The organism is Ferranicluibacter rubi (assembly GCF_011603255.1).
Classification (GTDB): Bacteria; Pseudomonadota; Alphaproteobacteria; order Rhizobiales; family Rhizobiaceae; genus Ferranicluibacter; species Ferranicluibacter rubi.
Genome location: NZ_JAANCM010000002.1, coordinates 212653 through 231375, shown reverse-complemented (window position 1 = coordinate 231375; position 18723 = coordinate 212653). Strand labels below are relative to the sequence as shown.

Here is an 18723-nt window from a genome sequence, read left to right as displayed (position 1 = left end):
AAAGACATGACGGCGAAGATCTTCATCGATGGCGAACATGGCACCACGGGGCTGCAGATCCGCGCCCGCATGGCCGACCGCAAGGATGTCGAGCTCCTGTCGATCCCCGCGGCAGAGCGGCGCAATGCGGCCTTGCGCGAAGACCTTCTGAACAGCGCCGACATCGCCATTCTCTGCCTTCCGGACGACGCCTCCAAAGAGGCCGTCGGCATGCTCGCCGGCAACAACAGCGTCCGCATCATCGATACATCGACTGCCTATCGCGTGGCGTCCGACTGGGCCTATGGCTTTGCGGAAATGGATGCCGCCCAGGCCGACAAGATCCGCGCCTCGCGCCTCGTCGCCAATCCCGGCTGCTATCCGACCGGCGCCATCGGCCTCGTGCGGCCGCTGCGGCAGGCGGGCATTCTGCCGGAAAGCTATCCGGTCAGCGTCAACGCGATCTCCGGCTATACCGGCGGCGGCAAGCAGATGATCGCCCAGATCGAAGACCCTGAAAACCCCGATCCCATCACCTCCCCCGGCTTCCTCTACGGCCTGCCGCTGAAGCACAAGCATGTGGCCGAGATGAAGACACATGGCATGCTGGCACGCACACCCTTGTTCTCGCCCTCCGTCGGCAAGTTCCCGCAGGGCATGATCGTGCAGGTTCCGCTGTTCCTCGAAGAGGTCGGCAACGGTGCGACGCTGGAGAGCATTCACGGCGCGCTCTTTGCGCATTATGCGGGCCAGTCGATCGTCGAGGTCGTGCCGCTGGAAACCAGCGCCACCCTGCCGCGCGTGGACGCCGTGGAACTCGCGGGCACCGACCGCATGAAGCTGTTCGTCTTCGGCACGCCGGGTGGCGAGCATGTCAACCTCGTGGCGCTGCTCGACAATCTCGGCAAGGGCGCCTCGGGTGCCGCCGTTCAGAACATGGACCTGATGCTGTCAGCCTGAGCGGCGGCCTCCGCTATTATCCGATCCTCGCCGCCTCGGTGCCTCTTGTACCGGGGCTATTTTTCTTGCGCGCAGATATTGCGAAGAGAGACTAGCCCCGCACCACCCGCGTCTCCGCCGGATATTCCCCGACGAAGCCTCGCCAGTGGGCGATGGCAAAGCCGAGGACGACGAGTGCACCCGCCTGGTGGGCGACGCCCCAGACGATCGGTACCTGCAGGATCAGCGTCATGATGCCGATCGACGCCTGCACCACGACCAGACAGGCGAGCACGACAGCACGGCGGGCGTGGGTGGAGCGCGGCGCGAGGCGCAGATTGGCAATCATGTGGATCATCACCAGCGCCAGAAGGACATAGGCGCCGCAGCGGTGCACGAACTGCACGGTCTTCGGGTTTTCGAAGAGATTGCGCCAGCCGGGGCTCTGGATGAAAAGGTCGCCGGGGATGAGCGCGCCATCCATCAGCGGCCATGTATTGTAGGTCAGGCCCGCGTCCAGACCGGCGACGAGAGCGCCGAGATAGATCTGGAACAGGGCCATCAACGCGATGCCGGCGGCGACCAGAATGGAATAACGGGTCGGCGGCGCGTCGCTGCGATGCGGCGAGAGGCCCCGCAGGATCCACAGACAGGCCGAAAAGATCAGACAGGCAATGATCAGGTGGGTCGCCAGCCGGTACTGGCTGACATCCGTGCGGTTGACGAGACCGGACGAGACCATCCACCAGCCGATGAAGCCCTGGAAGCCACCGAGCGCGAGGATGCCGAGAAGCGGCAGCTTCAGCCGCCGCTCGATGCGGCCGGTGAGCCAGAAGACGGCGAGCGGAAGGGCGAAGATCACGCCGATGGAGCGGGCCAGCGCCCGGTGCGCCCATTCCCACCAGAAGATGGTCTTGAACCCTTCGACCGTCATGTCGCTGTTCATCTGCGAATATTGCGGGATCTGCTTGTAGAGCGTGAACTCCTCCTCCCACTCCGCATCCGACAGCGGCGGGATGACGCCGTGGATAGGTTTCCATTCGGTGATGGAGAGACCCGATTCGGTGAGCCGCGTCGCGCCGCCGACGAGGACCAGCGCAAACAGCGCGAAGACGACGACGCCGAGCCAGATGCGGATCTGGCGACGGTTGCGCCGGGCGGTGTCGATCTCCCGCGTCAGCCGTTCTTCTCTCATGATGGGGTTGGCACTGGTCATCGCGCTGCTCCGTTCGCCTTGCTGGCGGTCGCCGGGGACGGAAAGAGGGTGTCGTCCGGTACAGCGTTGATTTGCATCAGTCCGGCAGGCATGACAAGGAGTGGCTTTGCGGCATGCCGTCGCGGCCCATACCCGTGCTCGTCATCGTGATCGTGTACAGGGCAGAACGAACGCTTCTGGAGGAGATTGAGACAATGCCGGTGCGCCTTCGCAAGCTGATCGGGACGATTCTCATCATCGTGCTCGTCATTTCCTACGCGCTCATCGCCACCACCTTCGCCGAACTGCTGCTTGGCGCATCGCCGTGGTGGGTGCATCTTCTCTACTTCTTCTTCACCGGCCTTCTCTGGGTGCTGCCGGCCATGCTCATCATCAAGTGGATGGAAAAGCCCGCCAAGCCACGTTCGTGAGGTTGCACACATGAAGATCGCCGTCATCGCAGATATCCACGGCAATGCCCCGGCGCTCGAAGCCGTGCTTGCCGACATCGACAGCCAGGGCATCCGCGAGATCGTCAATCTTGGCGATCATCTCAGCGGCCCCATCGACCCGGCCCGCACAGCCGATCTCCTGATGGCGCGCGATATCGTCTCGATCCGCGGCAATCACGACCGCGCGCTGCTGACGCTAGAACCCGAAGCCATGATCTCGATCGACCGCTTCGCGCGTCAAGCGCTGGACGAAGGCCACCTCTCCTGGCTGCGAGCCCTGCCCCCGACGCGTCACATGGACGAGCACGGGCTCTTCCTCTGCCACGGCACGCCGCAGGACGATCTCGTCTACTGGCTCGAGGACCTGACGCCGGAGGGCATCGTGCACCGTTCGGATGCGGCGCGCATCGAGCGCCTTGCGGCCGGCGTCGAAGCGCCTGTACTCCTCTGCGCACACACGCATATTCCCCGCCTCGTCACGCTGTCCGACGGACGGCTCGTGCTCAATCCCGGCAGCGTCGGCTGCCCGGCCTATGAGGACGATGAGCCCGTCGTCCACAAGGTGGAGACCGGAACCCCGCGCGCATCCTATGCCGTCATCGACAGGCGCGCTGACGGCAGCACCGAGGTCGCCTTCCGGCTGATCGCCTACGATCATGCCTCAGCTGCTCGTCTTGCGACGGAAAACGGGCACCCGGACTGGGCCCGCGTGCTGTCCACCGGCTGGGTGTAACGAAGCGGCACGCCTTAACTCTGCGATAACCCCGTCTTCGGATATCGCCGCGAAGCCGCGCGAATGCGCGCAGGCTTAAGCAAACGTCAGAGGCTTTCCGGGCTAGATGCCGCCAACGCGTTTCAGACGGAGGGCTCTTTCGTGATGAATGCCCATATCAGTGCTTTTTCGATCGACACTCCGCTCGCGGGCCTACGCAGCGAAGCCAATAACAACGTGTCCACCGGCATGCCTTCGGATCTCACCGTGTCGGTGCATGTTCTGATGTCCGCGCTGGAAGCGGATTGGCGTGCGCTAGAGGCCTCCAATACCGTTTCGCTGCACCAGAGCTTCGACTGGTGCGCAAGCTGGGTGGCGACGCATGTCGATCGGCCGCTTCTCTTGCGCGGCCGGCTTGGCGATCGCACCATCTTCATCCTGCCGCTCGAGCTAGTGCGCAACGGGCTGTTCCGCACGGCCCGCTTCATCGGCGCGCCGCACAGTAATATCAACACCGGAATCTTCGCCGAGGATCTGGGCGGCCTGTCACGCGAGACACTGGCTGAATGTATCCTTCAGGAACTCGTCAACAAGCTTGCCCATGTCGCCGACATCGTCACGCTGGAGAAGATTCCGCTCGAATGGCGGGGCCAGCCCCATACGCTCGCTTCCCTGCCCTCCATCCGCAACCAGAATGCCTCCTACCAGCTGCCGCTGCTGCCGGATTTCGCAGCCACGCTCGCGCAGCTCAACGCCAAGCGCCGGCGCAAGAAGTTCCGTGTGTCCGAGCGGCGCATGGAGACCTATGGCGGCTATGACTACATCATTGCCGAAAGCCTCGACGAGCGCCGTGCGATTCTCGACGTCTTCCTCGCCCAGAAGGCGGCACGGTTCGAAGCGCTGGAATTGCCGAACGTCTTCCGGGACGCGCCGACGCAGGCTTTCCTGCGCGCGGCGATTGCCCATGACGGAACGTCCGAAAGCCGCCCGCTGGCGCTGCACGCGCTGCGCCTTCGCAGCGAAGCCGATAGCCGCATCGTGGCCATTGCCGGCGTCTCGCGCAAGGGCGACCACATGATCTGCCAATTCGGGTCGATCGACGAGACGCTGGCCGCGGATGCGAGCCCAGGCGAGCTCCTGTTCCACAGGATCATAGAGCGGGCCTGCGGCGAAGGCGTCAGCCTGTTCGATTTCGGGATCGGCGACCAGCCCTACAAGCGCTCCTGGTGCACGGTCGAAACGATGCAATACGACATCGTCCTTCCCCTCACCCTTCGCGGCCGCGTCGCGGCCGGCGTCCACCGGCTGATCGTGCGCACTAAGCGTGCCATCAAGGCGAACCGCCAGATCTATTGCGCCGTCCAGCGGTTCCGTCAGAGGCAGCAGGGCAAGACGGCGCCGGTATCGGCGGACACCGACGGAGACTGAAAGCGCCTTACGCGGCGCGGCGGTCCGGCTCCGGTTGGTCGGCAAGCCGCGCATCCATGATGTGGATGTGGTCGTAGCCGGCTTCCGCAAATTCCGTGATGATCTCAACGATGTCCTCGGCCGAAACCTCGGGCACCGAGAAGATGATCTCGACATCATGGGCGCGCGCGAGGCGCGACACCGCTTCTGCATCCGCATCCGCACATTCGACCAGCACGAGGTCGTAGGCATCCGTCAGCGCTTCGATGATGATCTGGAGACGATCGATCGCCTGCATGGCGACCGCCGGGTCGGCATTGCCGCGCGGAACGACATGCGCGTCCGAGCCGCGATCCGCATGGAGCGCATCCGCAAAGGCAATCTCGTCGGCGAGCAGATTGGTGATCCCGGGCAGGTTTGCGGACATCACCATCAGCGCCGTCGGGCAGCCGGACGCGGTGAGATCGACCAGCACGACGCGCCGCCCCTCCTGCGAGACCATCCGCGCCAGCGCCACCGTTTGCGTGGAACCGGCGTCGCCTGTTGGGGATACGATGAAGGCGAGCGGTACGCGATCGACGATCAATGCGGCCGCCACGTTCTCCACGAAGAAGCCGTCGAGCGGCACATCGGCCGCCAGTTCCTGCTCCCTGACATCTGAGAAAGATGCGTTGGAGGAGGAGGCGACAGTGGCAACGTCGCGGCCGACAGTCGGCTGTACCGTCCCGCGCGGACTCTCGGCGGTCGCGGCATCCCGCCGAAAGCTCCAGCCGCGTTTCGTCCGCGGATCCGGCGTGTTCGGCGGCACCGGCGGCATGGGTTGCGCGGAGACCGCGGCCGGCACCGGAACAGGCCCGCCGACCGGGCGCAGGGCGCGGCCGCTGAAAAGCTCCTGCAGCATGATGACGACGCAGCTCAGGAGAAACGCCGCCATTGCCGCGACGATGGTGATCGGCAGGATCTTCGGGAAGCTTGCTTCCGTCGGTTCGACGGCGTTGGAGATCACGCGCGCATCGGCCGGTGCGGCGCTGGCGCCGGTGCGGGAGCTCGCCTCGCGGTAGCGCGACAGGTATGTTTCCAGAAGCTGGCGCTGGGCCGCGGCCTCGCGCTCCAGCGCGCGCAGGCCGACCTCGTCTTCGCCGGCCTTGGCGGAAGAGGCCTTCAGCGTGTTCATCTGCTGGGTTAGCTGGCGCTCGCGCAGTTCGCCGACCTTCGCCTCGTTTTCAAGGCTTGCCAGGATCTTCTGCGTCTCCTCGCGGATCTGCGCGCGGATGCCCGTCAGCTGCGATCGCAGGGCCTTGATACGGGGATGGCCGTCGAGCAGCGTGGTCGACAGGTCGGCCGTCTGGTTCTGGATCTGCGATTCGGACTCCTTCAGCCGCTGGATCATCGCGGAGCCCACGACCTCGTTCAGCGTCTCGGCGCCGCGACCGCTGGACAATGCAGCGCGCACGTTCTCCGCCCGCGCCTCGGCCGTCGCCCGGTCACCGCGCACGCGGGCGAGTTCCGTCGAGATATCGGTCAGCTCGCGCGTAGCAAATGTGCCACTGTCACTGGCAGGCAGCAGGTCGGAACTGGAGCGGTATTCGGCGATCTTCACTTCCGCCGCACGTACCTTTTCCCGCAAGTTCGCGATCTCCGGCTCCAGCCAGCGGCTGGCCTCCGTGTTGGAATCGAGCTTCGCACCGGCCTTCAGCGACAGGTAGATCTTCGCCATCTCGTTGGGAATGGCGGCGGCAAGCGCACGATCCTTCGAGGTGAACTGGATGCCGATGACGCGCGATTTCTCGACCTGGTAGACCTGCAGCTTTTCCTGAAACTCCTTCAGCACCCGTTCCTCAGGCGGCATGTCGAGCGGATTCCGCTTCAGGCCGAGCATGACGAGAATATCGGAGATGGCGGACGGGTCGGCCGTCGGGTCGAACTCCTTCAACTCGTGCAGCCGCATGTTGCGCGCAACCTGCTTGATCAGATCGACCGAGCGCAGCAACTGCACCTCGCTCGAGATACCCGGCTCGTCGAAGGAGGTGGCGCTGGCGGCGGAGGGTTGCAGGGTCATCGAGCTGAATTCCGGCTCGCGCGGCTCGATCAGCAGTCGCGCCTCGCTGTCGTAGCGGGGCGAGATCATGTGCGCTGCGGTGAAGGCGAGTGCGGCCACGGCCACGGTGGTCAGGAGTACCCGCGCCCGGCGACGCCAGATCGCACGGAACAGACCTCCGAGGTCGATATCCACGTCCTGTTGACTGCCGCTAAAGCCTGACATCCACGCACCTGCACACGAGCATTGTTGGCGCACAGGGTAAAGAAAGATGGTAACCCGAGCGTTAACGCGTGGGTGGCATAGCGTTCCCAGATACTATTTTAGCGATCTCCGATTCGCACCGACTCACAGGTTCCTTTACCGGCTGTTAACCCTAACAGATCGATAACAGCATCACATTCGTCCTTGAAACGCGAGAATCGCATGACCTTCGCACGATTGAAGTCAGGTCTGGCCTTGGGTATCGCCCTGCTGTCGATCACGATGGCGGGGTGCAGCAGCTACGAGCCCGCACCCCGAGCCTTCAGCGAAGCCACCATTCAGCCCTACCGGCTGGATAGCGGCGATCGTCTGCGCATCAGCGTCTTCGAACAGGCAGGCCTTACCGGTTCCTACACCGTCGATCAGGCCGGCTACGTCGCCTTCCCACTCATCGGCTCGGTCCCATCGCGCGGCCACACGCTGAGCGAGATGGAGACCATGATCGCGCAGAAGCTGCGCGCCGGCTATCTGCGCGATCCCGACGTGACGATCGAGGTCGATCGCTATCGCTCTGTCTTCATCATGGGCGAAGTCGGCCAGTCGGGCCAGTATTCCTACGTGCCCGGCATGACGGTTCAGAACGCCATCGCGGTGGCCGGCGGCTTCTCGCCGCGCGCCAACCAGCGGACGGTGGATGTGACCCGCAAGATCAATGGCCGCATCATCACCGGCCGCGTCTCGATTTCCGATCCGATCATGGCGGGCGACACCGTCTACGTTCGTGAGCGGCTGTTCTGAGCCCATGCCGTCAGTGACAAAGCCCATCGAGCCCCTATTGCAAGGAAGACCCCTTCGGATCATCCACTGCTTCCGCTCGCCGGTCGGCGGCATCTTCCGGCATGTGCGCGATCTCGCGGCGGCTCACGCAGCCGAGGGCCATCATGTCGGCATTCTCTGCGACAGTTCCACGGGTGGCGCGCACGAGGAACGCCTTTTCGAGGAGATCCGGCCCCACTTGGCTCTCGGACTCGTGCGTCTGCCGATTCGGCGCTCCATCGGCCCTTCGGATGCCATGGCGCTCTGGACGAGCTACAAGGAACTGCGCCAGCTCCGGCCCGACATCCTTCACGGCCATGGTGCCAAGGGCGGTGCCCTCGCCCGCATGATCGGCACCGTGTTGCGCATCAACGGGTCCTGCGTCGCGCGTCTCTACTCGCCCCATGGCGGCAGCCTGCACTACGATTGCAAGACCCTGAGGGGAAAGGGCATTCTCGCGCTCGAGCGCTTTCAGGAGCACGCGACGGACGCGCTCGTCTTCGTCTGCGACTTCGAGCGGCGCACCTACGAGGCAAAAGTCGGCCAGCCTCGCCCGCCGGCCGTGACGATCTACAACGGCGTCGAGGATGCCGAGTTCGTTCCGGTCGAACCGGGACCGGATGCCGTCGATTTCCTCTATATCGGCATGCTGCGCGACATGAAGGGTCCCGACATCTTCATCGACGCGCTGGGACGCACGGAGCGGCTCGCGGGCCGGCCCTTGAGCGCCATGATGATCGGCGACGGGCCGCAGCAGGAAGACTACCTGCGCATGAAACTCCATCGCGGGCTCGGACAGCGGATCGGCATGGCGCCTGCGATGCCGGCACGGGATGCCTTCGCCCGTGCGCGGTTCGTGGTGGTGCCCTCGCGAGCGGAGTCGATGCCCTATATCGTGCTCGAGGCCGTTGCGGCCGGCCGGCCCGTCATCGCCGCGCGTGTCGGGGGAATGCCGGAGATCCTCGGGGCCGACAGCGCAGCCCTGGCCGAACCCAACGACGCGCAGTCGCTGGCCGACATCATGCACCGCGCCCTGACGGAAGACGGCTGGGCCGAGCGCACCATGCCGGATCCGGAAGCCTTCAGGGCGACCTTCTCCTCGGCGACGATGGCTGCATCGATGATGCAGCTCTACCGGCGACTTGTGAACGACGCCGACGGCTGAGCCCGCACGTATGCCCGACCGTTCTCGAATTGCTGTTGACCGCGTCTCGCAAGTCCCGTCCCGGCACCTCCTTGAACAGACACGGTTATTTCCCTTAACCCATTTCAGAACGGGTTGTATTGCACGCCCTGCCGTAAACGTTTCTTAGGTCCTCCCTGCTAAGTCTGTCCGAGCCAACGGCAGGATGGGCAGCATCATGAACCATATCGAAAAGCCGGAAACCTTCGACCCGGAGGCTTTGCGACGGCAGATCTCCGAAATCCGGACGATCTCGCGCGACGAGGTGCGCCCGGTCGAGCCGCGCAAGGACCTGAACCCGCTGGCACGCCGGATCGCGGCGCAGTTCCGCACCGACACCTATTCGCCCACCATGGTGCTCGGCTGTCTGCGCCTCTTCGAATTCGCAGCTCTGTTCATCATCGGCTACATCATCAACAGCCTCTATGTGGCGCCGGAGTTCGGTCGCTGGGTCGAATATTGCGTCATGCTCGCCGCCAGTTCGGCGCTGACGGTCGTTTTCCTGCAGTTTTCGGACGGCTACCAGATCCCCATCCTGCGCTCCGTGGCGCGTGCCCTGCCGCGCCTGCTGGGCGCATGGACGCTCGGCTTCGGCGTCATCACCATCGTCATGTTCTTCCTGAAGACCGGCGACGCCTATTCCCGGCTGTCCTTCGGCATCTGGTTCCTCACCGGCACGACCTTCCTCCTGATAGAGCGGGCCATCATCGCCTTCTCCATCCGGCGCTGGGCGCGCAACGGCATGATGGAGCGCCGCGTCGTCATCGTCGGCGGCGGCCAGCCGGCCAAGGACCTTATCCGCGTCCTCGAGCAGCAGACCGACAACGACATCCGCATCTGCGGCATCTTCGACGACCGCGACGAGCGCCGCTCGCCCAACATCATCGCCGGATATCCCAAGCTCGGCACCTTTGCCGAACTCATCGATTTTGCCCGCCTCGCCCGCATCGACATGCTGATCATCGCGCTGCCGCTGTCGGCCGAACGCCGTATTCTCGATCTTTTGAAGAAGCTCTGGATCCTGCCCGTGGACATCCGGCTGGCCGCCCATGCCGCCAACCTCCGCTTCCGCCCGCGCAGCTACTCCCATGTCGGCCAGGTGCCGATGCTCGACATCTTCGACAAGCCGATCGCCGACTGGGACTCGGTTGCCAAGCGCATTTTCGACGTCGTCTTCAGCATCGTCGCGCTCGTGCTCCTCTGGCCGGTCTTCATCGGCGCAGCACTGGCCGTCAAGCTGAGCTCCCCCGGCCCGATCATCTTCAAGCAGATGCGCCACGGCTTCAACAACGAGCAGATCGAGGTCTACAAGTTCCGCTCCATGTACACCGATATGAGCGACCCCAGCGCCCGCAACGCCGTGACCAAGGGCGATCCGCGTGTCACACCCGTCGGCCGCTTCCTGCGCAAGTCCTCCATCGACGAGCTTCCGCAGATCTTCAATGTGCTGCGCGGACAGCTGTCGCTCGTCGGCCCCCGCCCCCATGCCGTCGCCGCGCAGACGGCCGACCGGAACTACAGCGATGTCGTCGAGGGCTACTTCGCCCGCCACCGCGTGAAGCCCGGCGTCACCGGCTGGGCTCAGATCAACGGCTGGCGCGGTGAGATCGACAATGACGAGAAGATCCGCTTCCGCACCGCCTTCGACCTGCACTACATCGAGAACTGGTCGCTCTGGTTCGATCTGAAAATCCTGGTCCTCACGCCCATCCGCCTTCTCAACACGGAAAACGCATATTGAGCACGATCGTCGCCCCTGCCGGCGTGTTCCGGCCGCAGCTGGCCGCGTTCGGGCTCATCGGCTCGGCGGCGGTCGCCTTCGGCGTGTTTCTCCAGGGCTTCGTCATTGTGGAGCCCGCGCCGCACGAACTCTTCGTCGCCGGCCTCATCGGGGTCTGGGCGTTCTGCGGCCTACGCATTTCGCGCTCCACGGCGCCGCTCTTCACGCTTCTGGTGCTCTTCATGACGGGCGGCCTGATGTCGCTGACGGTCATGGACGACCTCGACGTCGCACCGATGTACATGGCGATCTCGGGCTTCCTCGCGATCACCTCGATCTTCTACGCCGCCATCATCGAGGCTCGCCACGAGAGGCTGAAGCTGATGTTCCGGGCCTGGGTCGGCGCGGGCGTCGGCACGGCGACGCTCGGCATCCTCGGTTATTTCGGCGCTATCCCCGGCGGCGAGGCCTTCACCCGCTACGACCGCGCCATGGGCGCCTTTCAGGACCCGAACGTCTTCGGTCCCTTCCTCGTCGCCCCGTCGCTCTTCCTCATCCACGGGGTGCTGAAGGGTCGGCTGATCGACCTGCCGCTGCGTGCGGTCGGCATTCTCATTATGGCGTTCGGCCTGTTTCTGTCCTTCTCGCGCGCCGCCTGGGCGCTTTATCTCTTCTCCGCCTGCATGCTCGTCTTTATCATGCTGCTGAAGGAGCGGACCGGTGCCTTCCGCCTGAAGATCTTCGTCATCGCGCTCGGCGGCGTGATCCTCATGGTGACGTCGCTGGTGGTGGCGCTGCAGATCCCCCAGGTCGCCGACCTGTTTTCCAACCGCACGCAGCTCGTCCAGGATTATGATGGCGGCCATCTCGGTCGCTTCGAGCGCCACCGCATCGGCTTCCTGATGTCCATGGAAAAGCCGCTCGGCATCGGACCCATGATGTTCTCCAAAATCTTTCCGGAGGACGAGCACAATATCTGGCTGAAGACCCTGACCTCCTACGGCTGGCTCGGCTTCGTCTCCTATGTGACACTGATCGTCTGGACGCTCTCCATCGGTTTCCGCTTCATGCTGCTGGAACGGCCGTGGCAACCCTATATGATGATTGCCTGGATCGTGCTGCTCGGGCATGTCGGTATTGGAAATGTGATCGATACGGATCACTGGCGCCATTTCTTCCTGCTTCTCGGCATCATCTGGGGTTGCGGCGCGCTCGAATACCGCTACAGCAGACGGTCGCAGGCACAGGGCCTGCACAAGACGACTTCAGAAGGCGCAGCGGCCTGACACGCCACCGCGATCGAACCTCATGACCACCCCGACCTCGACGACGGAAACGAAGGCGACCGACATGCAGGCGACCGACAGGCCAGAGGGATCGGCGACGCCGGCAACCGGTCCTGCCGGACATCCGGAGACCGACGCGGATCGCGCCTCGCTGTCGATCCTGCAGGTGCTGGAGCCGTCCGGCGGCGGCTCTGGTCGCCACTTCCTCGATCTCTGCCACGGGCTGTCGCGGCGCGGGCACCGCGTCGAAGCCGTATTCTCCCCGCTTCGCGCCGAGGAAAGCTTCGTGCGCGAGCTGAAGTCTCTCGGCCTTCCCGCCATTCACAAGGTCGAGATGACGCGCTCGCCGGGTCGCGCCGATATCGCCTCGTGGAAAAAGCTCAATCGCATCATCTCCCGCGGCAGCTTCGATATCATCCATGGCCACAGCTCCAAGGCCGGGGCGCTCGCGCGCCTGCGCCTGCCCGGCCGGCACGTGCCGCGCATCTACACGCCGCATGCCTTCCGCACGATGGATCCGACGCTCGGCTCCAGCGGCCGCAAGCTGTTCGGCTCGGTCGAGACCTTTCTCGGCCGGTTCCTCACCGATCATCTCATCTGCGTCTCGGAGGACGAGTACCGCCATGCCGTCACGCTCGGCATTCCGGAGAACCGGATGTCGGTGATCGTCAACGGCGTTTCGCAGCCGGTAAAAGACATGGCGATGACGGTGCGGGCGAGCTTCGGCATTACGCCGGAAACCTTCGTCTTCGGTTTCGTCGGCCGGCTTTCACACCAGAAGGCGCCCGAGCGCCTGATCGAGGCCTTCCGTCACGCGGCGGCAAAGCTGCCGGAAGCCCATCTCATCATGATCGGCTTCGGCGAACAGGACGCGCCTGTGCGCGCCGCCATCGCCGCAAGCGGCCTGCAAAGCCGCATCCACCTCACCTCCGCCTTCTCAGGCCCGCAGGCCATCCCCGCCTTCGATTGCCTCGTCATGCCGAGCCGCTACGAGGCCATGTCCTATGTCATGCTCGAGGCCGCCGCTGCCGGCCGACCGATCATCTCCACCGCCGTGGGCGGTGCGACGACGGCGGTGGAGGAAGGTGCGACCGGCATCATCGTTCCCAATGACGGCGACTCCACAAAGCTCGCCAGCGCCATGATCACGCTCGCCGAGCCCGCCAAGTACCAGGCCTTCCGCGCTGCCGCCGACCACGCCCGCGCCCGCTTCGCGCTCGATGTCATGATCGACAAGACCGAAGCCGTCTACAAGATGCTCGGCACCCGCCGCTGACGGCTGCAGGAGGCCGAATGGGCCGCCCCTCCGGCTACACGCCGCCGACTTCTTGCCTCATAGAAACGCAAAACGCCTGCCGCACATGCGGCAGGCGTTTGCTTTTTTGTCGAATGGCTCGCTCTGGCTGCCTATCAGCCTTAATAGGGCGAGTTGCACAGACGGCGCGGGCCGTTATAGGGCTGGTAGCTATTGTCATAGGCGCGATACGACCGATAGCGTGCCTGGCACCATGCAACGTGCGAGTTGCCGCCATAGGCTCGCGTATAGCCGGGACGGACGTAGCGCGGCTGGGAATTGAGCGCACCGCCGATGATAGCGCCGGCAGCAAGGCCGCCCAGTGCGAGACCGACGCCACGATCCCGATAGTAACCGTCGCGATAGTAGCGGTCGCGGTACCGGCGATCATAGCGATAGCCGCGGTTGCCGCGCCAATCGCGGTGGCCGTTTAGCGTGCGAAACGCACGATCGCCCCGCCAATCGCCCCGGTTGCCCCGCCAATGGCCACGGTCACGGTTCCAGTTACCACGCCCGTTGTGGCGGCGGATAATGACCCTGTCGCGGACCTGCTGAACGTCCGTTCTCGTCTGGACGGGCTCGATTTTCGCCAAAGGCATGGCGCTGACGGGCCCGATGCCGGAAAACGCGGTGACGAGCGACACGAATGCAATGATGAGTTTCTTCATGGATGTCTCCTTCCGTAGGAAGGAAGTTAGAACGCGAAGGAAGCGATACAATATGTCGGTCGCCACCAAGACCATCACAATAGCGCGACTGGCCCCCTCTTACCCCTCCCCACCTCGTTAGCGGAGCCGGCATCCCCGCACTGCTGAGCCCCAATCCACCATTTTCTCAAGCCCAGCCCATTTTCCCCTTGCACCTGCCAGCCTGAGAATATAGGCCTTCCCTCGGAACGGAATGTAGCGCAGCCCGGTAGCGCACTTGACTGGGGGTCAAGGGGTCGTCGGTTCGAATCCGGCCATTCCGACCATCAAAACAAAGACTTAGCCCCCAGCTAAGCAGTTGGCTAAAAATTTTGTAGCCACATTGTAGCCAACTCCTTTAAAAGAGCTCGTTTAGTGGAGCCGGGATCATGGACCAGCTCCACTCACTTCTGGCCTCTCTGGTGTCCGGCACGCTGTTAGTAGCGATTGCTCGCCCCGTTCTCGCCTCGTTTATAAGGCACCTTGGATATGCGTTTGCTCCTACGGTGTTTCGTATACGGGTTTGCTCATTCTTTCTGGGTTTGACCTGGCTACCCCAGACACTCCGCGGGAGTTGCGAGCTTTCGTGGAGCGCTTCAAGCAGTTCCTTTCAGAGTGAGAACAAGACTAGCGCACATATTTGGCGAGGGTTTAGTTCAGTTGCAATTATCGCAGCTGGATATCGCGACGGCATTAAGGTGTCTGACTATATCTTCGCTGGCAAGCTCGTAGGCAGCACCGTCACCGGCATTTGGTACGATAAGAACGATCGGAAGCTAGGCTACCACGGAGCGTTCCAGTTTGTGCTGCACCCTACTCGGACATCCGGCGCGGGAAAATGGATAGGATACTCTTCAACTCAACATGGCGTGAAGCACGGCGAGCTAATTGTTGAGATGAATCCTCAGTCGCAATAGCCGCTGTCGTCACAGGTGAGGATACACACTTTGTGGCCTGGAGCCCCTGGCCAGATTCGAACTGGCGTCATCCTCTACGGCTGTCGGGTTAGAAGTCCCGCGCCGATACAGGGGCGAACTTCTATTCGCTCGGAGTCCCGGACTCTGCCAGCCGGCGATATCCGGAACGCTCTTCGCTGTTGCAACGAAACTCCGCAAGATCCCGGATCGCAGAAGTCAAAAGTGGAAGCTCAATAAACAGCATGCCCTCCTCGCGCCCGATCAGACGGGCCAAAAAGGCGAACTTTGCGGCGATGTCTTGGTGTGTCGTTGCGCTGGTGGTGACGACTTTGTCCTCGATGTCGCCCTGCGCGCGGGTGATTGAATCCATCACTTTGTCCATCACGCTATCTTCCGTGAAGGCAGGAGCGCTCGCTGCGACCTCAAGCTTTTCATGCAGCCCGATTGCGCCTTGGATCTCGGAGACACCTGTCGTGGTCATAGCCCCGCCTCCTTGAGCATCGTAAGAAGCTGAAAGACGCCTTCGGTCATCGCGGCCCGCTCGTGGTCGTCCTGCAGAGCCTTCGCGCCGAGGTAGAGGAGTTCGGCAAGTCCGGCGGCGGCGTTGAGGGCGTCTGGTGCGGCCGGCGTGACGACGCTGGCGTCGGACGCAGGTTCCACCTTGCCGAAAGCTGCGGCGTCGTTCTGCGCGAAAGCCGCGTAATACACGTCACGCGCTTCCAGAGCCGCTGTCTCTGCGGTCTCAAGCACGGAGCAAGCCGCCGTAATGCGGTGTTCTGAGAGCGAGCCAAGCCCCTTATTCTCCCGCAGGAGATTCCAGACGAACTCATTTGCGAGCACCGCATGATTCGCCGCGGCGCACAGCGGATCCTCAACGTCTGCGAATATTACCTTGTTGTTTACCATGTCATCAACTCCTCGTTGCAGGCTACCTATTTTCGATATAGATATCGATAAACGATAGCTTTACATGTGGCAAGCGAAAATCGCTAGCCCTATCTATTTTCTCTTAACCATGGTACCTGTTGCTCATGCTCACACCCTCACAATGCCGCGCAGCCAGAGCGCTATTAGACTGGTCACAACAACAGCTTGCCGATCAAGCCAGAATTGGCAACGCGACTATCCGGAACTTCGAAAGCGGGAAGTCTGCGCCCCAGCATGCAACGCTAGACGTTCTTCGCAGATGCTTTGAAACAGCCGGAATCATATTTATCGACGAGAATGGAGAAGGACCTGGATTGAGGTTGCGGAAGCACGTTTGACAAATTTGTAAAACAATACAACATCTTACGGTATATATTTCTTCGAACACTCGTTGCCCAGGTCGCCAATGTTGGCTATGCTAGCCTTATCGACCAGGAGAGGCATATGTTCAGACGGCGCGACGACAACGACCTAGCGGTTCTAGTTTCATTGAACCAAGCGGCTATCATGACGAGCATGTCCAGAACGATGGTCAATGCCTACCGCACATCGGGGCGCTTTCCTGCGGCCGTCGATCTTGGCGATCGACGGGTTGCCTTCGTGAAGAGCGAGGTGATGGACTGGATCCAGAAGAAGATTGAGGCGAGAATTGCGGAGCAGGTCCGCAAGCAGCGGTGAGCCTCGACTACGACATCCGGCTTTATGAGTTGCTCCCCGACGGCAAGCTGGAAGCCCTTGGTGGCGGCTCCCTTCAACACTTTGCAGGATCGTGCCCGAACGTCGGTGATGCGATCGCTCGCTACAATGTCTTGGAGGGGACTTTTAAGTTCTACAATGTGCAGCGGCGAATGTTCATCGACAGCGCTGATGGTGATGAAGGGTGGGCCATCGTCATCCGCCGGACAGATGCATCACCGCTGACGGCAGATGTCGCAGATGAGTGGCTCGACGAGACGAAGTTCTGGCGCGACGTTGACGAGCAAGAGCGGCGCGAAGAACAGGAACTCGCGGAGCGTACACCTGGCACCGCAGAGTGGTTAAAAAAACAGAGGGAAGAGCGCAATAAGTTTCGCCCTCGCCTCGGGCTTAACGGATCCGAGCGAGGCGTCTTGTATTACATGCTGCGCAACAGAACCCGGAAGACAATCGACCGTATTGTCGGCGCGGGTGAGAAGCGGATGAAAAAGCTCGCCGGTCTAGGACTTGTCGAACCCGGCGCCACCAACGCTCGTGGCGAGCTCGAATGGCGCGTTACGAAAGCGGGCAAGGCCGAGCTGAAGAGGCACGAAACCTTCAGGGACTGGAAGCAAGAGTAAGTAAACACTTGTTATCTAATTTTCTAAATTGAGACTTTAGAGAGGCCGATGCATTGTGACGCCGTGCGGCCCGGACAGCCTGCTGTAAAACTCGATTGCATACCGATCGGTCATGCCTGAGATAAAATCACATATTGTCCGTTTTTTTCCGAGGTGATCGCTGCTACTGTAGATTGCTCTAAAATCTTCTGGCATCAGACGCTCACCTTTGCTCTCGCTGAGGGCTTTAAAGATATTTTTTATGATATCTTTCCCTCTATATTCAACTACCTGTAGCATCGATGACCGGATAACGGCTTCGAATGTAATGTTTTTAAGCGTCTCGACAACAACAAATGTCTTAAAGTTAAGTCTGGCCTGATGTAATTGAGGATGATCGCTGTGTGGTAGAACCTCAACGCCGTTAAGAAAGAGCTGAACTAAATGAGATGTAAATCTTGTCCGATCGTAGCCATTCTGAGCATATAACGATGAAGACTTTTTGGCAGTCATTGAAGAATACATCTTGCGTCGCCCAAGATCTATTTTTTTGTTGAGCAGAAACTCTTTCTCCTCCGTTCCGACTGCAAATATATCTTTGAATTGCGTATACAATATATCTTTTACGTCAGCCACCGTTACGCGACTGCTAATATCCTTGTACTGCTTTTTTAACCTTTTGTTTATCGTAGCTACGACTGCCTCGTAAATTGACTCATCAAATGTAAATATGTCTAGAGGGCTATACATTCCGCTCTTGAAGACATCTTCCAAGTCATATGTGGAGTAGGCAATGTCGTCGGCGATGTCCATTATTGAACATTCGATGGTCTTAAACTCGGGGAGTTCGGCGTTACCGATTACGTGCCTTTTAATGTCCCTCACCAACCCCTCTTCGGATTTGTAGAAACCTTTCTGAGGCTCGCCTTTCTTGTCTTCAGGTCGCTCTTCCACTCCGATTGGTATGACCGTGTCATACTTCAAAATAGAAGCCAAACTTCGGTAGGTCAGGTTAAGGCCTAGCCTTAGATCTTTTGCACTACGCTCAGGAGGGAGAGACTCCGGAAGTATTGCCTTCTTCTCAAGCGTGGATAAAATACGCAGTGTTTGCGCGTTACCTTCAAATCCGCCATGGTCGCGCATACACTCATCGAGAGCTTCTTCTCCGTTATGTCCGAAGGGAGGGTGCCCGAGATCATGCGCGAGGCCCGCGAATTCGACGATGTCTAAGTTGAGCGGGCTTGATTGGAATAAAGTATTGGTGTCATTCAGTCGGATGGCGATCGATTTCGCTATCTGAGCAACTTCTAACGAGTGTGTAAGCCTATTCCGATAGAAGTCACCTTCATGGCCTGGAAATACCTGCGTTTTTCCTTGCAGCCGACGGAAACTGGCACTGTGAATAAGGCGCGCGTAGTCGCGCCTAGGTTCTTTGCGAAATGCTTCTGAGTTTCCTTGCTCTAAAGGCCGTTTGAAGTCATCATCACCGTACAACTCAGACATTTCATTCCTGCATTACTTCGCCTTTTCGGAGAGCGTATGCGTGCCTTTTTCCTCAGTCAAGCTCCACTTACCGGAAGACTGCTCAATGCTCATGCGTAACGTCTTCAGATCATGCACCGCGGCCCGATAAACCGGGTCGCGGTCTGTTTCAGACGTCTTTACAGATCTAG

18 protein-coding genes and 2 tRNA genes are annotated in these 18723 nt (G+C 61.3%); 13 read left to right on the top strand and 7 right to left on the bottom strand.

Going from position 1 to position 18723, the window contains the following annotated elements:
• Positions 1-6 precede the first annotated feature (6 nt).
• Positions 7-939, top strand: a complete 933-nt coding sequence (gene argC / locus G8E10_RS04980) for an N-acetyl-gamma-glutamyl-phosphate reductase (RefSeq protein WP_167127538.1) — start codon at positions 7-9, stop codon at positions 937-939.
• Between the two features lie 91 nt (positions 940-1030).
• Here the strand turns inward: argC and G8E10_RS04975 are convergent, their stop codons facing one another.
• Positions 1031-2134, bottom strand: coding sequence for a COX15/CtaA family protein (locus G8E10_RS04975; RefSeq protein ID WP_167127535.1), 1104 nt, complete (start codon positions 2132-2134; stop codon positions 1031-1033).
• 194 nt (positions 2135-2328) lie between these two features.
• Here G8E10_RS04975 and G8E10_RS04970 point away from each other — a divergent pair, with 194 nt between their 5' ends.
• From G8E10_RS04970 to G8E10_RS04960, 3 genes are all read left to right on the top strand, one after another.
• Positions 2329-2544 (top strand): DUF2842 domain-containing protein, encoded by a 216-nt coding sequence (locus tag G8E10_RS04970; RefSeq protein ID WP_110726368.1) that lies wholly within the window; start codon positions 2329-2331, stop codon positions 2542-2544.
• Between the two features lie 10 nt (positions 2545-2554).
• Positions 2555-3298, top strand: coding sequence for a metallophosphoesterase family protein (locus G8E10_RS04965; RefSeq protein WP_167127532.1), 744 nt, complete (start codon positions 2555-2557; stop codon positions 3296-3298).
• A gap of 144 nt (positions 3299-3442) precedes the next feature.
• A complete protein-coding gene (locus G8E10_RS04960; protein ID WP_167128022.1) occupies positions 3443-4705 on the top strand; it encodes a GNAT family N-acetyltransferase in 1263 nt (420 codons plus the stop codon).
• A gap of 7 nt (positions 4706-4712) precedes the next feature.
• On the opposite strand, the gene G8E10_RS04955 is transcribed toward G8E10_RS04960, so the two are convergent.
• Positions 4713-6947: a GumC family protein gene (locus G8E10_RS04955; RefSeq protein ID WP_167127529.1), complete on the bottom strand. Its 2235-nt coding sequence runs from the start codon at positions 6945-6947 to the stop codon at positions 4713-4715.
• 261 nt (positions 6948-7208) lie between these two features.
• Here G8E10_RS04955 and G8E10_RS04950 point away from each other — a divergent pair, with 261 nt between their 5' ends.
• The 5 genes from G8E10_RS04950 to G8E10_RS04930 all read left to right on the top strand — a co-directional run bounded on the left by G8E10_RS04950 (position 7209) and on the right by G8E10_RS04930 (position 13207).
• Positions 7209-7724 carry a polysaccharide biosynthesis/export family protein gene (locus G8E10_RS04950; protein ID WP_420851172.1) on the top strand — a complete coding sequence of 172 codons (516 nt, stop codon included), beginning with the start codon at positions 7209-7211 and terminating at the stop codon, positions 7722-7724.
• Between the two features lie 37 nt (positions 7725-7761).
• A complete protein-coding gene (locus G8E10_RS04945) occupies positions 7762-8907 on the top strand; it encodes a glycosyltransferase family 4 protein (RefSeq protein WP_167127526.1) in 1146 nt (381 codons plus the stop codon).
• Between the two features lie 196 nt (positions 8908-9103).
• Positions 9104-10666, top strand: coding sequence for an undecaprenyl-phosphate glucose phosphotransferase (locus G8E10_RS04940; RefSeq protein WP_167127523.1), 1563 nt, complete (start codon positions 9104-9106; stop codon positions 10664-10666).
• Positions 10660-11931 carry an O-antigen ligase family protein gene (locus G8E10_RS04935; protein WP_425530822.1) on the top strand — a complete coding sequence of 424 codons (1272 nt, stop codon included), beginning with the start codon at positions 10660-10662 and terminating at the stop codon, positions 11929-11931. The genes G8E10_RS04940 and G8E10_RS04935 overlap by 7 nt, the downstream gene beginning before the upstream one ends.
• Before the next feature lie 22 nt (positions 11932-11953).
• Positions 11954-13207 (top strand): glycosyltransferase, encoded by a 1254-nt coding sequence (locus tag G8E10_RS04930; protein ID WP_281517412.1) that lies wholly within the window; start codon positions 11954-11956, stop codon positions 13205-13207.
• Positions 13208-13347: 140 nt separating this feature from the next.
• Here G8E10_RS04930 and G8E10_RS04925 read toward each other — a convergent pair whose 3' ends face one another.
• Positions 13348-13893 (bottom strand): BA14K family protein, encoded by a 546-nt coding sequence (locus tag G8E10_RS04925; protein WP_110799585.1) that lies wholly within the window; start codon positions 13891-13893, stop codon positions 13348-13350.
• Between the two features lie 228 nt (positions 13894-14121).
• On the opposite strand from G8E10_RS04925, the gene G8E10_RS04920 reads away from it, so the two are divergent.
• Positions 14122-14198: transfer RNA gene (locus G8E10_RS04920), tRNA-Pro, on the top strand.
• A gap of 668 nt (positions 14199-14866) precedes the next feature.
• On the opposite strand, the gene G8E10_RS04915 is transcribed toward G8E10_RS04920, so the two are convergent.
• The 3 genes from G8E10_RS04915 to G8E10_RS04905 all read right to left on the bottom strand — a co-directional run bounded on the left by G8E10_RS04915 (position 14867) and on the right by G8E10_RS04905 (position 15734).
• Positions 14867-14943, bottom strand: a tRNA-OTHER gene (locus G8E10_RS04915).
• A 6-nt stretch (positions 14944-14949) separates the two neighbouring features.
• Positions 14950-15309 (bottom strand): hypothetical protein, encoded by a 360-nt coding sequence (locus G8E10_RS04910; RefSeq protein ID WP_167127517.1) that lies wholly within the window; start codon positions 15307-15309, stop codon positions 14950-14952.
• Positions 15306-15734, bottom strand: a complete 429-nt coding sequence (locus G8E10_RS04905; RefSeq protein ID WP_167127514.1) for a hypothetical protein — start codon at positions 15732-15734, stop codon at positions 15306-15308. Before G8E10_RS04905 ends, G8E10_RS04910 begins: the two co-directional genes overlap by 4 nt.
• Before the next feature lie 125 nt (positions 15735-15859).
• Here G8E10_RS04905 and G8E10_RS04900 point away from each other — a divergent pair, with 125 nt between their 5' ends.
• The 3 genes from G8E10_RS04900 to G8E10_RS04890 all read left to right on the top strand — a co-directional run bounded on the left by G8E10_RS04900 (position 15860) and on the right by G8E10_RS04890 (position 17071).
• The gene (locus G8E10_RS04900; RefSeq protein WP_167128016.1) at positions 15860-16093 is read left to right on the top strand and encodes a helix-turn-helix domain-containing protein; all 234 of its coding nucleotides are present in this window, start codon (positions 15860-15862) and stop codon (positions 16091-16093) included.
• A 106-nt stretch (positions 16094-16199) separates the two neighbouring features.
• Entirely contained in the window at positions 16200-16433 is a 234-nt protein-coding gene (locus G8E10_RS04895; RefSeq protein ID WP_167127511.1) for a helix-turn-helix transcriptional regulator, read from the top strand.
• Positions 16430-17071: a hypothetical protein gene (locus tag G8E10_RS04890; protein ID WP_167127508.1), complete on the top strand. Its 642-nt coding sequence runs from the start codon at positions 16430-16432 to the stop codon at positions 17069-17071. Before G8E10_RS04895 ends, G8E10_RS04890 begins: the two co-directional genes overlap by 4 nt.
• 36 nt (positions 17072-17107) lie before the next feature.
• Here the strand turns inward: G8E10_RS04890 and dgt are convergent, their stop codons facing one another.
• The gene (gene dgt, locus G8E10_RS04885; protein WP_167127505.1) at positions 17108-18553 is read right to left on the bottom strand and encodes a dGTP triphosphohydrolase; all 1446 of its coding nucleotides are present in this window, start codon (positions 18551-18553) and stop codon (positions 17108-17110) included.
• Between the last annotated feature and the right edge of the window lie 170 nt (positions 18554-18723).